Origin of the sequence: Psychroserpens mesophilus, assembly GCF_000826645.1 — a bacterium.
GTDB lineage: Bacteria > Bacteroidota > Bacteroidia > Flavobacteriales > Flavobacteriaceae > Psychroserpens > Psychroserpens mesophilus.
Map to the genome: position 1 here is coordinate 264,839 of NZ_JXJP01000003.1, position 14,672 is coordinate 279,510.

The window sequence follows — 14,672 nt, forward strand, 5'->3', positions numbered from 1 at the left end:
TAATAAACTTACAACCAAATAGTTGCAGATAAAATAATGAATGAGTGAAACACTCACTTCAATTAGTAAAAAACATAAAAAGAGAAAGAGCGACTAACTAGTCGCTCTTTACAAAAGGTAAACTCATCTACAGATGTTCATAAGATTCTAAAAGTCTTATAAATTCTGCTCTGTAACCATCATCATCTTTACCTCTTCCGCTATTAGCTAGTCTAATGATATCTTCAATTGTTGCATTATTATCATATTTTGATGCTCTAAGTCTCATTCCGAATAAGGCAATTGCAGATACAAAATTCATATCTTCAGATGGTTCAGATAGGTTTGAATTCTGAATATGAATCATTTCAATACTTTTTGATTCATCTGGCTTTTTATATCTAAATTTCACTGTAAACAATTCGTCGTGATATTTATCAGAAGTTAAATTAGTTGTGTACTTCAGTCTTGGAATGTCTTTTAAATAATCAACTTCTACTCCTACTGGAATTATTTCATACAAAGCTGTAACCGTATGACCACTTCCCAACTCACCTGCATCTTTGGTGTCATCAATGAAATCTTCTGCAGCAAGTAATCTGTTTTCATAACCAATAAGTCGGTAAGCTTGTACTTTCTTTGGATTGAATTCCACTTGAATTTTTACATCCTTAGCAATGGTAAATAACGTACCTCCAAATTCTTTTCCGAAGACTTTTTGTGCCTCCTGCATATTATCGATATAAGCATGATTCCCATTGCCTTTATCTGCAAGTGTTTCTAATTTTGAATCTTTGTAGTTTCCGTATCCAAAACCTAAAACTGATAAGAATACACCAGATTTTCGTTTCTCTTCAATAAGAGTTTGCATATCGCTATCACTTGAAGCTCCAACATTGAAATCACCATCTGTTGCTAATATTACTCTATTATTACCTCCTTTTTTAAAATGTTTTTCGGCTAAATGATAAGCCAATTGAATTCCTGCTCCTCCAGCAGTTGAACCACCAGCTTCTAAATTGTCTAGTGCTTTTAAAATAACATTCTTCTTATGACCTTGAGTTGGTTCTAATACAACTCCAGCAGCTCCAGCATAGACTACAATTGACACCATATCTTTATCTCTTAATTGGTTTACTAAAAGCTTAAAGGCACTTTTTAATAATTGTAATTTATTTGGAGAACTCATTGAACCAGAAACATCAATAAGAAAAGTAAGATTGGATGCAGGCAATTCTTCATTGTCGTATGTTTTTCCTTGAAGTCCGATTCTAACTAATCGCGTTTTTTGATGCCATGGTGTTTGAATTACTTCTGTATTTATTGAAAATGGATGTTCGTCTTGTGGTTGTGGATAATCATAATTGAAATAATTTACCATTTCTTCAATCCTTACAGCATCTTTTGGAACTGTTTGTCCGTTATTCAACATACGTCTGATATTGCTGTATGATGCCTTATCTACATCAATTGAAAAGGTTGACAAAGGAGATAAATGTGAGCGCTTGAATGGATTGTCTACAATTTGAGTATAGGACTCATTTAAAAAATCGTTTAAAATATTTACATCGACATTGTTATTTCTTATTCCTTTTGTGCGCAATACGGCAACGCCCTTGGAGCCTTCATAGTTATATAAAACTTTACCCTGCATAGGACTAAGAATTTCAACATGTTTTATTTTATTAATTTGAATACTATTCAATTGACCTCTCGTTATCGGTTGTCCATCTAAAATAAACAGTGGTTCTCTAGTATTAGTGCTAATGGAATTACTTTGGACATTGACTCTAGACGCTACTCCAGGTTTGCCTTTTAAATAAGCACTATTAACTCCTGATGCTCGTCCTCCAAAAACAGAAGACAATGTTGGCTTTGGTCTAAAATTAGATCTATTTGAATGAGATGATTTAGATGAAAATCCGCAAACTACAATTTCTTCTAATTTTTCTACATCTTCAATCATACTAACATTTAGTTCGTCTGTTTTAGCCACTATTGCTGTTGTTTCTTTCATTCCTAAAAAAGAAAACACTAAGACATCTCCCGTTTGCGCATATATTGAGTAATAACCATCAAAGTCGGTTTGAACGCCATTTGATGTGCCTTTAATAATAACATTTACACCAGGTAATGGCAATCCATCAGTTGCTGAAGATACAGTTCCTGTTATATTTCTTTGCTGTGCATTTAAGCAGATACTTATTAAAAAGAAGCACGATAATTGTAATAATAGTTTCATGATGATTAAAGTTTAAAGTTCATACCAAACTTATCATCATATCCTATTTTAAAAAATGGAAAGTGAGTGAAACCTTCTTTTCAATGAGTAAACTACGTTAAAATAGTATCCAGAATTTTTTTTCGTTGAAGTTTTCCAGTTTCAGTGACTAAGAATTTAGGAATCGTATAAACCATTTTTGGAACCTCATGTTTGTCTAATTGTGAGAATACTTCTTTATCAAAATCTGCCGTTTCGCCTTCAATAACGAGAATGACTTTCTGACCTAAATCATTATCTGTTTCTGAAGCAATAAAAAAACGAGGTTCTATCAAATCCTGAAGCTTTAATTCTATCAGTTCTGGATAAACCTTTACTCCTCCAGAGTTAATCATATTATCATATCGCCCAATAATTTCAAATTGATGTTCAGAAACCATATTCACCAAATCGTTTGTCACTATAATAGCATCACTTAATTTTGGTGCATCAACAACTAAACAATCGTTTTCATTTTTAGAAATACGTACATCTGGTAATGTTTCAAAAGCCTTGCTCATTGAGGTATTATGATTTAATTTTTTAACTGCAAAATGACTAATAGTTTCTGTCATACCAAAGGTTTCATATACACTCGTTTCTAAATCTTGTAAACTATCAATAAGTGCTTTTGAAACACTCGCACCTCCTACAATAAGCGTTTTGATATGTTGTAATCTATTTAAAGAATTTTTGAGTTGCAACGGAATCATTGCACAAAAATCATAATCTTTTTCATCATCATAAGCAGGATGTAAAGTTGGAGCGACCATGTCTAATTCTAAACCTAAAATCATGGCACGTACTAGCATCATTTTACCAGATATATAACGACTTGGTAAACAATGTAAAGCAGTATCACCTGGCTGAATCTTAAAAAAGTCACCTGTCATGATTGCAGAATTAACCATGTGTTTTTTATTAATTTTAATTGTCTTGGGCAAACCTGTTGTTCCCGATGTACTAACCAAAATGTAATCTTTACTATCTAACCAGTCCAGTAAAAAATTACCTGCTACTTTTTCAAAGGCTTCGCCTTCTTTTACGAGACTATAAGCAACTTCTTTCAATTCGTCATGATCAAAAGAGGAGCCGTTTAACTTAAATTTTAAGTGAATTTTATCAAATGTAGGTGTCATTTTGGTATGATATTAGCTATGAGTTATATACTATTTTTAACACAACTAAGTTAAAGATAAATAGTCTATATTTGAATTAAAACACCCAAACAATGCCTAAATATTTTTTCTTTTTTTTACTTGTACCATTTCTCTGTTGGTCACAAGATTTTTCAGATAAAGATTACATCTACCTTAAAAGACATCAACACATCACTATAAAATTAATCAACGACAAATTTGATATTGTTCAAAACGTCACAGAACAAGGAAAGTTTATCAGTTCAAAAAAATTATATTTCGCCAACGAATCTATTGGCTACAGTAGTTTTTCAGAAATTAAAGATATTGAAGCCTATACCTATTTACCAGCATCAGATAAGAAAATAAACGTTGATTATATTGAAACTAAGCAAGAATTCGATAACATGGTGTTTTACAGTGATGACGAATTTAAAAGCTTTATATTTCCGGCAGTCACTCAAGGTGCAGAAACGTATTTGAGCTATAAGCGTATTATCAAAGAACCTCAATTTCTAGGTGGTTTTAATTTTGCTATTCATGTGCCAACTAAAAGCGCACAGCTCTCTGTTGAATTTCCAAAACATGTAGAAATTGGTTATGTCGAGTTCAACACCGAATCAATTAATTTAGATTTCAAAAAAGAAGAAACGGAAACCAGCACTATTTACACCTGGAGTGCTAACAACACCGAAGGCTTTCAATTAGAAGATGATAGTGAAGCGCCTATGTATTACTTACCACACATATTACTTTACATAAAAAATTATGAAAGCAATGGTAAAATAATAAATGTTTCAAATGATTTATCAGATTTATACAAATGGTATGTCAGTTTATTAGATCAGGTGGATACTAATGACTTGGCCAAGGTACATGAAATTACAGATGAGATTACAAGTGCACTAAATACTAAAGAGGAGAAGGCAAAAGCAATTTTTGAATGGGTACAAAATAACATCAATTACATTGCGTTTGGTGATGGTTATGGTGGATTTATTCCTGCTGGAGCAGCTGCAACCTGTGAAACTCGTTATGGTGATTGTAAAGCCATGTCAAATTTATTATATGAAATGCTCAATCATGTTGGTATTGAAGCATACAGAACATGGATTGGCTCTAGAAGTAAGCCTTACTCATACTACGAAGTTCCTACAACCTCTGTTGATAATCATATGATTACTACAGCAATTATAGAAAATGACACTATCTTTCTGGATGCTACAGATAGCTATGTGCCATTTGGTATGCCAAGTGCATTTATTCAAACCAAAGAGGCACTCGTAGGAATTGATAAAGACAATTTTGAAATTATTAAAGTTCCTGCACAAAAAGCAAAACAAAGTGTTACCAATATTACAACTAAAATGCATTTAGAAAATGGAACGTTAAAAGTATCTGAAAAACGTTCCCTTCAAGGTTATGACAAGGTAGAATTTGTATCAGATTACACCTATAAAAAAGAAAGTAAAACGGAAGAAGAATACCTTAATACGACACTTGCGTTGGGAAACAACAAAACAAAATATACCAATATTAATAAAACCCATTTTGACAATAAGGCTACGCCTCTGATTTTAGAATACGACCTGATTATAGATAGTTACACGAGAAATATTGGAGACAAAATTTATATCAACTTGAATATTGATCGCTCACTGTCTAACAGTGATGTTGAAACCGAAGGCCGAAAATTTAGTAAAAAAATAGATTATAAGTTCGAAAGACATTTTACCACCAATTTTGAAATTCCTGAAGGCTATCAAGCGAGCTACGTTCCTGATGCTTTGGTTTTTGAAGATCCAAACTATGGTTTTAAAATAAACTATGAACAAAATGGTAATGTGATAACACAAACTAAAACTATTTACGTTAAGACCTTAAGTATTGAATTGAAAGATTTTGATAACTGGAATCAATTTATAAAAAGTTTACAAAAAGCCTATAAAAAAAGTATAATATTAGAACAGATATAATGATAAAAAAAATTGCACTGATTGCCATATTACTAACAACTACAACTGGTATTGCTCAGCATTACAAAACGTATGATTGGCAAAAAAAACCAAAATTACATAAATTAAGCAGTGACGAAAAAGAAGCGTCTTCAGTTGCTATTTTCAAAAAAGTTATTGTAGAATATCATGCTGATGAAGTTGCTTCAGAGCCAAGACTTTACGAAACTAAACACACCATTATTCGTGTTAATGACGATAATGGAATTGCGCAACACAACACTGTTTACATCCCAATGTATGACGTAAAACAACTTATTAGTGTAAAAGCAAGAACAATTAGTCCGTCTGGAAAAGTCGTTTTATTAAATGAAGAAAATATAAAAGACGTTAGCAATGTTGAAGAATACGGCGACTTCAAAATATTTGCAATTGAAGGTGCTGAAATCAATTCTGAAATAGAAGTCTTATATACCGTTGAAAGAGCTTTTGAAATTTATGGCTCTGAAACCATTCAGGCGAATTACAAAATAAAAGAGGCGCAGTTTTTATTTATTACCGGAAAACTTATGTCTAATGTGAAGGCTTACAGAACAATTGAAACTTTCGAACCTGTAAATATTGAAGGTAACAAAGCGCAACTCTTGACCATTAAAGATATTCCTGCCATGGTTGAAGAAGAATATGCAACACCAAAAGCTAATAATATTGCTGTTGTCTATCAATGTTTTCTTCCTGATCAAAACATCACACAAAACATGTTCTGGACGAACGTTTCAAATAATGTTGGCAGACAATTTTTTCCTGAAGAAGTTGTTGCTCAGGCTAAAGAAGATGCAGATAAAATTGTTGAAGGTTATACAGATTTATCTACCTATAAAAAAGCTGCGCTTGTAGATATTTTTGTAAAATCTAATTACACGGTTGTGAAGAATAACAATCAGGAGCTTTCCGATTTAAATTATATTTTAACAAATCGTTCGGCAAGTGATTATGGCATCATGAAAGTTTATGCGCAGTATTTAACGGCATTAGATGTTGAATTCGAAATCGTTATTACAGCCAATCGTTTTTTAACTAAGTTTGATCCTGAATTTTTTGTTCCTGGAATGTTGAGAGATTTCTTAATCTACATACCTTCAGAACGAAAATACATCGCTCCAGACCGTTTTGAAGCTAGAATTGGTGAAGCACCATTTAATATCTTAGGGAATTATGGTTTGTTTATTTCTTCAGATTTTAAACATTATTTCTCTAAAATTATTCAGGAAGATCCAGATTACAGTAAAATTAGAAGAGATATGAATATTTCTTTTAAAAACGATTTTGAAAGCGTAACCATTGAACAAGATCAAGATTACTTTGGCCATTGGGCTGAAACCAGTAGAGCTGTTTTAAATTTATCTACTGAGCAAGGGTTAATAGAATATAAAGATTATTTAACGGGTTCTGGTATTGAAGACAAAGCAATTATAAGTTACGAAACTTTTAATACAGATATGAATCAACTGGAATACAATGTTCCTTTTCAGGTAAAAACTACGATTTCTTCTGAAGTCTTACTTGAAGATGCTGGTGATAGTTATATTTTTCAAATCGGAATGGTAATTGGTACTCAAAGTGAGTTATATCAAGAAACAGAACGTATCAATCCAATAGAAATGATTTATCCTAACCGTTATAATTATGAAATTATCGTTAATATTCCTGAAGGCTACACTGTTGAAGGTCTAGAATCGTTAGTGATTGACAAACGATATATTGCAAGTAATGGTAAAGAAACTGCTAAGTTTGAGTCTAATTACAAGTTAGATGATGACAAGATTATAATTACTATAGAAGAATTTTATAAAACACATGAATTTGATTTGAATAAATATGAAGAATTCAGAGAAGTGATTAATGCAGCTTCCGATTTCAACAAAGCAGCGATTTTGTTTAAGGCTGCAGATTAGACTTCTAATTGTGATAGAGATTTCTCGACTGATCTCGAAATGACATTAGGGTTTTATACTAAAAAAAAAAAGCGACTATTAAGTCGCTTTTTTTATTATTCAATAATTTTATAATCTTCTTTAGGTGGTTCTTCAATAGAACCAAAGAGTTTGTCTTTCCAATTGGACCATTTGTATTTTTTAGAAAAAATAAATAGGATAATTGGATACATGACAAATACAGGTATAATCAAATCTATCGCATTTACCTCAGGTTCTGAAATATCTTTTAAAATGGAATGTGTTTGGAAAACAGTCCAATCTGTTGTTACCAACAACGCAGTAAATAAGTTATTAGCTGCATGAAAGCCTAAAGCGAGTTCTGTACCTTCATCCATTAAGGTCATGATTCCAAAGAGAAAACCAGTTCCTATATAATAAATCATTATGGAATAACCTAGTTTGCCTACTTCAGGATTGAATACATGAAGACCTCCAAAAATAACTGAAGTCATCACTAATGGAAACCATCTGTTCTTAGCTAAAGTTCCGAAACCTTGCATTAAGTAGCCTCTAAAAATATACTCTTCTAAACTGGTTTGAATAGGAATTAAAGCTACCGCAATTACAGCCAGTATGGCAAATCGTTTAGCTTCAAAATTAAATTCATAATTTTCAGGTGATAAATAAAAATAATCTAATAACACCAGACTTGAGGAGAGCACACCCCAAAATATAAAAGCAAACCAGATACGTTTCCAATCTAATTTAGATCTTGACGTTGCTATTGAGATCATGGTTTGTTTATGCAAGTATTTAACAGCTATGAATAACCCAACAAATGCTACTAAAAAGGATATCAACATTAAAAATAAGAACAAATTCGAGTCTAATAGCGTATACATTGTTTCTTCGGTAATATCCTCTAATCCTAAAACGCCATCGTTTAGAACCTTCATGATAACGACTCCCAACAACGGTAATTGTCCTATAAATGATGCTGCAAATACAATTACAGAACCTATGAGGTATCTCCAAAAATCATGTTCTACTTTAAATGCTTGTTTAATAAACATAGTATAAATTTTATATCGTTATATTTAAGTTGGTCACATTCCAACCTTTCTTAATTTCGTGCTGCAATGTACCATTTTTTACTAATAACGGACTCTCAAAATTATTGGTAAATAAACTTCCTGTTCCTAAACCTTGTGGCATATTGCTTTGTAAGGTGTAAGTCCATTGCGCTACAGCATTTAATCCTACATTACTTTCAAGAGCACTTGTAATCCACCATCCAATGTTATGTCGTTCAGCGATGTTAATCCATTGCTCACTTCCACTCCATCCTCCAACCAAACTTGGTTTTAAAATAATGTATTGCGGATTAATCATTTGTAGCAATTCGGTTTGTCTTGTTACAGTAAACACACCAATTAATTCTTCGTCTAACGCAATTGGCAAAGGGGTTACTTCACAAAGCCTTGCCATTTCTTCATGCTGTCCTTGTTTTATAGGTTGTTCTATAGAATGTAATTCGAAAGCAGATAAGCGCTTGAGTTTTTCTAGAGCTTGGTCTGGCGTAAACGCACCATTTGCATCCACTCGTAATTCAATATCATGTGCTGAAAATTCTTGTCGGATAGACTTTATTAGATTCAATTCAGTATCAAAATCGATAGCACCAATTTTCATTTTAATACAATTGAATCCTGATTCAAGTTTTTCTCTTATCTGATCTTTCATAAAAGATTCACTTCCCATCCAAATGAGTCCATTAATAGGAATTGAAGCTTTTCCACGAGTAAATTCTGAAGGAAACAGTTCAAAAGGCGATTCACTTTCTAGAGATTTAAAGGCTTGCTCTAAACCAAACTGAATGCTTGGGAATTCGATTAAATCCGATAGTAATTCATCTAAACCTAATTTAATATGATCGCAAACCCATTGAAGTTTTTCAACATAATCTGATCGGTCATCACTACTTAAACCTCTAAACAAGCCACATTCGCCAATACCTGTTTTGCCGTCACCTTTTAAAATGATAAACCAAGTCTCTTTAGTTTTTAAAATTCCACGAGAAGTTCCGCTTGGATTTTTAAACTGTAGAATGTATTGCTGAAAGCTTGCTGTCATGTTGAAGCAAAAATAGGATTTATAAAATTAGAATTTATGATGAAAACTCAATTGTAATTGCGCTTTTCCAACAGTATCTGTTTTTTGGTTCATCCAGCCTAACTGAAAACGCATGCCTTCTTTCAAAACATAACCCAAACCAAGATAAGTACGATTACGATCGAAGAATTCAACTTCTCTCCCATCACCTATATCTTTTTGCCCGTTAACAAATAATTCATTATACAAAGCAGCATACAAAGCCCCTTTCTCTAGTGCTGATTTATTAAAAGGTACGTTCAAAAATAAGTTGTAGCGATATCGTGTTCTAAAATCCTGATCTTCAACAAATCGCTGCTCATATCTAAAGCGATGCGTCAGGTAAATTCTCTTACCTAATTGTTGCGGCATCAAGACTTCCTGATAAATTCTACTTTCAACAGAGGTAGCGTTGCCATCTCCAAATTCGCCAGTAGTAATATTTCCGTAGCCTAATGTTAATAGGACTTTAGAGTTTTTTGGTGTATAAGTTACTCCTGTTCTAATTAGTAGTTGTTCTAAATCACCTCCCAAATTCCAGTTACGATATTGAATATCTCCCTGAATCCCAAATTGACTTTCTTTAAACTGATGATTGAAGAAATACATGTACCAAGCACCTGTTTTTCCAGCTTCAACCTGAGCAAAACTGTTTGAAGAACAAAGTATAATTAAAAAAAGTAAGCATTTATATTTCATAGCGGTATTTTTAGCTAGTGCAAAAGTAAAGATTTTTAAGGATTTCGTACTTTAGCATAAACCTTAATCTTAAATGCACGAGCCAAGTTTTCCAAATATCATTTTGTATGCCATTCCATTGTTCATATTGGCAATGCTTTTAGAATTATTTATAACCGTAAAACAAGGTATCAAAACTTACGAAACTAAGGATGCGTTTTCATCTATTGCTATGGGTTTAGGAAATGTATTCTTAGGTTTTTTTAGTAAAGCCCTCGTGCTTTTATCCTTTGTTTACATCTACGATAATTTTAGATTGTTTACGATTCCAATTACCTGGTGGAGTTTTATATTAATCTTTTTTGCTGATGATTTTGCCTATTACTGGTTTCATCGGATCTCACATGAATGTCGTTTATTTTGGGCATCTCATGTGGTTCATCATTCTTCTCAGCATTATAATTTAAGTACAGCCTTACGTCAGACCTGGTCTGGAGGATTTTATACCTTTATATTTTGGTTATGGTTGCCTTTGCTAGGTTTTCATCCCGCTATGATTATTCTTCAAATGTCTGTGAGTTTATTATATCAGTTTTGGATTCATACAGAAGCGATACACAAGATGCCTCATTGGTTTGAAGCTATTTTTAATACACCTTCACATCATCGTGTGCATCATGGTAGTAATCCCTTATATCTCGATCGAAATCAAGCAGGCATTTTGATTATTTGGGACAAGCTTTTCGGCACTTTCCAACCCGAATTAGAAGATGAAAAAGTGGTTTACGGATTGGTAAAAAACATCGACACCTATAATCCCATTAAAATTGCTTTTACAGAGTGGATTCACATGTTCAAGGATGCGTTTTCAGGACGAAAATCTTTAAAAAACAGATTCCTATACATTTTTAAACCACCAGGCTGGAAACACGATGGTACTGGAATTTTAAGTAGCGATTTGAGATCAGATTGGTTAAACAAAAAATCTAATAAGAACTAAGCGTCTATCTACTATTGATTTGTATCCGTTTTAAGTAATTTAGTAGATGAAAACAAGTCGTGCATACCTAATTCACTTCCAAAGAGCTAAGACAAGGCATCAAAAGGAATAAGTCTGCTTAAAGTACGAATTCGTATGTTCACAAAAGTAGGCCTTGTTCCATCTTTAGTAATGACTTTGGTTTTTGTAACCATTTTTCCTAAAGTCTGACCTGTAATGGTTTCAAATATTAGATAATACAGAAACATAAGTATATAAAAAATTAGATATTCAGCATTATAAAACTGACTCATAAGGACAACAACAAACCACAAGCTATAAATGACTATCAAATCGATAAGATAGTTAGCTAGTCTGGTTCCTTTATCTATATGTTTCATTGGTTGAATTGAATTCAACGCCATAAAATGTGGACTTTCATAACATTATAACTCAATACTCTCTCCAATCTCTAACAGCATTAAATCTTTATTTTTATCGAAGAATTTTCGTTTTGCAACTTCATGATCTATTTCGATATATCCAAAGGTATCAAAGTGGTAGCCTAACACCTTATCACATGCAACAAAATCACTTGCAAGTATAGCGTCATCAATTCCCATGGTAAAATTATCTCCAATGGGTAGAATAGCTAAATCAAGTTGTGTTTGTAATGGAATTAATTTCATATCCATCGTTAATGCAGTATCTCCTGCGATATAAACATTTTTATGTTCTCCTTCTATGACGAAACCTCCCGGTTGACCACCATAGCTACCATCTGGAAAAGACGAGGTATGAATAGCATTGACGTATTTTAGGTTTCCAAATTCAAAATCCCATTGGCCACCATGATTCATTGGGTGATTTTCTAGTCCTAATTTATCGTAATACGTAGCAATCTCAAAATTAGAAACAACGACTGCACCTGTTCGCTTAGCAATTGCTTCTACGTCGAGGATATGATCCTGATGTGCATGAGTCACCAGAATATAATCTGCTTTAAGTTGTTCTATATCAATTTTAGAAGCTTTAGGATTACCAGAAATAAAAGGATCAACTAAAATAGTAACATCAGCGACCTGAATACCTAAACTTGCGTGACCATAAAATGTAATTTGCATAACATGAAATATTTAAAAAAATAATTAACAGCAAGGTAAATTACGAAAAAACTCAGACAGATTAAAGATAATTTGTCTGAGTTTTAAAGCCCCAAATTTCATTGCCAACATAATAGCAAATAATGCCGACCTACAAAATTTCAATACTAAATATATGAATTAATTATTTGAAAACCAAACAATTATGTTAAAAAAATCACAAAATATAACCTATCCCTAAAAGTACTGATAATAAAAAGGTAGTTAAAGCTAGTACTTTTAACTGCGAATCAAAATCATCAGCTGCTTTAGCTTTGTTAATTTTAAGCATGTGGATAATTAGAGGTATATATGCTATAAAAAAGAGGATGTTGTAAAATGACGAAAAATATAAAATTCCAAATAATAATGAGACCAAGATTGCAGAACCAATTAAAAACATATGATATTGTTTCGCTTTTTTCTTCCCTAGCTTAACTGCTAAAGTTATTTTATTTGAAGCTTTATCAGATTCTATATCTCGCATGTTATTAAGATTTAATACGCCTGCACTTAATAATCCTAAGGTGATTGCTGGTAAAAATATGTGATGATCTAATTGCTTTACAAATAACAAATAACTACCACCTACACTTACCAAACCGAAAAAAATGAAAACAAATACGTCTCCTAAACCTCTGTAACCATATGCCGACTCTCCAACAGTATAAGTTATAGCCGCATAAATAGATAAACCAGCCAGTAAAAAAAACAGAAGAGACAGTAGTAGATGACTCACTCCAAAAGAGGCATAAATTAGGCCAACAGATAAACCTACAACTATTAGGATATTGTTCTTTATACCAAGCATCATTTCATGTTCGCTTATAGCTCCACTTTGTATTGCTCGTTCAGGACCTACTCTATTTTCATTATCAGTTCCTTTGATACCATCACCATAATCGTTTGCCAGATTAGAGAGAATTTGTAAACTTATGGTTAAGAGAATTGCTAAAATAAATATGAACATATTAAAGGCTCCATTATGTTCAGCTAAACAAGCACCAATAATAATTCCTGAAACTGACAAGGGCAAAGTTCGCAATCGAAAAGCAGCAATCCAGGGTTTGATTTTTTTAAACATATAACAGAACTCTATTTACGGAATCCATTTTTTATCGAAGTTCGGTTTACGCTTTTCTAAAAACGCATCACGACCTTCTTTTGCTTCATCTGTCATATATGCCAATCGCGTTGCTTCACCTGCAAATACTTGCTGCCCGACCATACCATCATCGGTAAGATTCATAGCAAATTTTAACATTTTAATAGATGTTGGTGATTTCGCTAATATGGCTTGAGCCCATTCATAGGCTGTGTCTTCGAGCTCGTCATGAGGAATTACGGCATTCACCATGCCCATATCATAAGCCTCTTGCGCTGAATAATTTCTTCCGAGGAAAAAAATCTCACGCGCTCTTTTTTGTCCGACCATTTTGGCCAAATATGCAGATCCATAACCACCATCAAAACTTGTCACATCTGCATCTGTTTGTTTAAAAATTGCGTGTTCTTTACTTGCTAACGTTAAATCACAAACCACATGTAAACTATGTCCACCACCAACAGCCCAACCAGGAACAACAGCAATAACTGCCTTAGGCATAAATCTGATAAGACGCTGAACTTCTAGAATGTTTAAACGATGGTAACCATCCTCTCCAACATAACCTTGATGACCTCTTGCTTTTTGGTCACCTCCAGAACAAAAACTCCAGATACCGTCTTTAGTTGATGGACCTTCGGCAGATAGTAAAACGACACCAATTGATACATCTTCATTGGCATCATAAAAAGCATCATAAAGTTCACTTGTGGTTTTTGGCCTGAAAGCATTTCTTATATCAGGACGATTAAATGCAATTCTAGCGACTCCATTACATTTTTTATAGGTAATATCTTCATAGGTTTTAGCAGTAACCCATTTTGCTTTTTCCATAGTTCAATCTATTTACTACAAAAATACTGCTTTTAAATATAATATGTAAGTCAATAAGCACCCAAAAACAGACGAAAACGGCAAAAATTTTTTCAAATTATTTTAAATTTCTTTTTTTAAAATAAACGTATCTGACGTTCTGGTAATATTCATAGTAACATAAAAATTGGTTACTACTAGAATTTCTTGATTACCTTCTGCTCGACTAGCTATTTATGATTTCATGAATTATTTTAGAAACACGAAACTTTTTGAACCCATATCCCATCGGGTTAATTCTTATTCGTTTTCATTATTAGAAACTACTGAAGTAAAATCTATTTCTCCAAATCTGATTGACCATGGTGTTGTAAGTTATAATGAATCAGGACCAATGAATGCTATCATTGAAAGCAGTTATTGTGATCATAAAAATATTACTAACGATACTATGTACGAGGGATTAGTTTCTGTCTATAAAAGCGTCATGGTTAAAATGATCATCTCGTTAAATTAAGCATGTTTAGGTAGCTA

Annotated in this window: 13 protein-coding genes; 4 read left to right on the forward strand and 9 right to left on the reverse strand. The window is 32.8% G+C overall.

Annotated elements, in window-relative coordinates; genetic code table 11:
* Positions 1-127 precede the first annotated feature (127 nt).
* Both TD18_RS05065 and TD18_RS05070 read right to left on the reverse strand, forming a co-directional pair.
* Positions 128-2,221 carry a vWA domain-containing protein gene (locus TD18_RS05065; RefSeq protein ID WP_040249356.1) on the reverse strand — a complete coding sequence of 698 codons (2,094 nt, stop codon included), beginning with the start codon at positions 2,219-2,221 and terminating at the stop codon, positions 128-130.
* A gap of 92 nt (positions 2,222-2,313) precedes the next feature.
* A complete protein-coding gene (locus tag TD18_RS05070) occupies positions 2,314-3,378 on the reverse strand; it encodes an AMP-binding protein (protein WP_040249359.1) in 1,065 nt (354 codons plus the stop codon).
* Between the two features lie 92 nt (positions 3,379-3,470).
* Between TD18_RS05070 and TD18_RS05075 the strand changes: the two genes are divergently transcribed.
* Positions 3,471-5,354, forward strand: a complete 1,884-nt coding sequence (locus TD18_RS05075; protein ID WP_040249363.1) for a DUF3857 domain-containing protein — start codon at positions 3,471-3,473, stop codon at positions 5,352-5,354.
* Entirely contained in the window at positions 5,354-7,288 is a 1,935-nt protein-coding gene (locus tag TD18_RS05080; protein WP_040249367.1) for a DUF3857 domain-containing protein, read from the forward strand. The genes TD18_RS05075 and TD18_RS05080 overlap by 1 nt, the downstream gene beginning before the upstream one ends.
* Positions 7,289-7,383: 95 nt before the next feature.
* On the opposite strand, the gene TD18_RS05085 is transcribed toward TD18_RS05080, so the two are convergent.
* From TD18_RS05085 to TD18_RS05095, 3 genes are read right to left on the reverse strand one after another with little or no spacing between them, the layout of a single operon-like run.
* Positions 7,384-8,343, reverse strand: a complete 960-nt coding sequence (locus TD18_RS05085; RefSeq protein ID WP_040249370.1) for a CPBP family intramembrane glutamic endopeptidase — start codon at positions 8,341-8,343, stop codon at positions 7,384-7,386.
* A 10-nt stretch (positions 8,344-8,353) separates the two neighbouring features.
* Complete coding sequence (locus tag TD18_RS05090) at positions 8,354-9,403, reverse strand: o-succinylbenzoate synthase (RefSeq protein WP_040249372.1); 1,050 nt, start codon at positions 9,401-9,403, stop codon at positions 8,354-8,356.
* Between the two features lie 27 nt (positions 9,404-9,430).
* The gene (locus TD18_RS05095; protein WP_040249375.1) at positions 9,431-10,120 is read right to left on the reverse strand and encodes a DUF2490 domain-containing protein; all 690 of its coding nucleotides are present in this window, start codon (positions 10,118-10,120) and stop codon (positions 9,431-9,433) included.
* A 73-nt stretch (positions 10,121-10,193) separates the two neighbouring features.
* On the opposite strand from TD18_RS05095, the gene TD18_RS05100 reads away from it, so the two are divergent.
* Positions 10,194-11,099: a sterol desaturase family protein gene (locus TD18_RS05100; RefSeq protein ID WP_040249378.1), complete on the forward strand. Its 906-nt coding sequence runs from the start codon at positions 10,194-10,196 to the stop codon at positions 11,097-11,099.
* Positions 11,100-11,185: 86 nt separating this feature from the next.
* Here the strand turns inward: TD18_RS05100 and TD18_RS05105 are convergent, their stop codons facing one another.
* From TD18_RS05105 to TD18_RS05120, 4 genes are all read right to left on the reverse strand, one after another.
* Positions 11,186-11,479 carry an RDD family protein gene (locus tag TD18_RS05105; protein ID WP_160289453.1) on the reverse strand — a complete coding sequence of 98 codons (294 nt, stop codon included), beginning with the start codon at positions 11,477-11,479 and terminating at the stop codon, positions 11,186-11,188.
* A gap of 45 nt (positions 11,480-11,524) precedes the next feature.
* Positions 11,525-12,202 carry a metal-dependent hydrolase gene (locus TD18_RS05110; RefSeq protein ID WP_040249382.1) on the reverse strand — a complete coding sequence of 226 codons (678 nt, stop codon included), beginning with the start codon at positions 12,200-12,202 and terminating at the stop codon, positions 11,525-11,527.
* A 196-nt stretch (positions 12,203-12,398) separates the two neighbouring features.
* Entirely contained in the window at positions 12,399-13,304 is a 906-nt protein-coding gene (menA, locus tag TD18_RS05115) for a 1,4-dihydroxy-2-naphthoate octaprenyltransferase (RefSeq protein ID WP_040249385.1), read from the reverse strand.
* Positions 13,305-13,319: 15 nt separating this feature from the next.
* The gene (locus tag TD18_RS05120; protein WP_040249388.1) at positions 13,320-14,159 is read right to left on the reverse strand and encodes a 1,4-dihydroxy-2-naphthoyl-CoA synthase; all 840 of its coding nucleotides are present in this window, start codon (positions 14,157-14,159) and stop codon (positions 13,320-13,322) included.
* Positions 14,160-14,382: 223 nt separating this feature from the next.
* On the opposite strand from TD18_RS05120, the gene TD18_RS05125 reads away from it, so the two are divergent.
* Positions 14,383-14,655, forward strand: a complete 273-nt coding sequence (locus TD18_RS05125; protein WP_040249391.1) for a hypothetical protein — start codon at positions 14,383-14,385, stop codon at positions 14,653-14,655.
* Positions 14,656-14,672 lie beyond the last annotated feature (17 nt).

What these genes read in the sequence shown, in the direction of transcription:
- TD18_RS05065 (WP_040249356.1), bottom strand. Translation starts at nt 2,221, where the DNA reads ATGAAACTATTATTACAATTATCGTGCTTCTTTTTAATAAGTATCTGC.
- TD18_RS05070 (WP_040249359.1), bottom strand. Translation starts at nt 3,378, where the DNA reads ATGACACCTACATTTGATAAAATTCACTTAAAATTTAAGTTAAACGGC.
- TD18_RS05075 (WP_040249363.1), top strand. Translation starts at nt 3,471, where the DNA reads ATGCCTAAATATTTTTTCTTTTTTTTACTTGTACCATTTCTCTGTTGG.
- TD18_RS05080 (WP_040249367.1), top strand. Translation starts at nt 5,354, where the DNA reads ATGATAAAAAAAATTGCACTGATTGCCATATTACTAACAACTACAACT.
- TD18_RS05085 (WP_040249370.1), bottom strand. Translation starts at nt 8,343, where the DNA reads ATGTTTATTAAACAAGCATTTAAAGTAGAACATGATTTTTGGAGATAC.
- TD18_RS05090 (WP_040249372.1), bottom strand. Translation starts at nt 9,403, where the DNA reads ATGACAGCAAGCTTTCAGCAATACATTCTACAGTTTAAAAATCCAAGC.
- TD18_RS05095 (WP_040249375.1), bottom strand. Translation starts at nt 10,120, where the DNA reads ATGAAATATAAATGCTTACTTTTTTTAATTATACTTTGTTCTTCAAAC.
- TD18_RS05100 (WP_040249378.1), top strand. Translation starts at nt 10,194, where the DNA reads ATGCACGAGCCAAGTTTTCCAAATATCATTTTGTATGCCATTCCATTG.
- TD18_RS05105 (WP_160289453.1), bottom strand. Translation starts at nt 11,479, where the DNA reads ATGAAACATATAGATAAAGGAACCAGACTAGCTAACTATCTTATCGAT.
- TD18_RS05110 (WP_040249382.1), bottom strand. Translation starts at nt 12,202, where the DNA reads ATGCAAATTACATTTTATGGTCACGCAAGTTTAGGTATTCAGGTCGCT.
- menA (WP_040249385.1), bottom strand. Translation starts at nt 13,304, where the DNA reads ATGTTTAAAAAAATCAAACCCTGGATTGCTGCTTTTCGATTGCGAACT.
- TD18_RS05120 (WP_040249388.1), bottom strand. Translation starts at nt 14,159, where the DNA reads ATGGAAAAAGCAAAATGGGTTACTGCTAAAACCTATGAAGATATTACC.
- TD18_RS05125 (WP_040249391.1), top strand. Translation starts at nt 14,383, where the DNA reads ATGAATTATTTTAGAAACACGAAACTTTTTGAACCCATATCCCATCGG.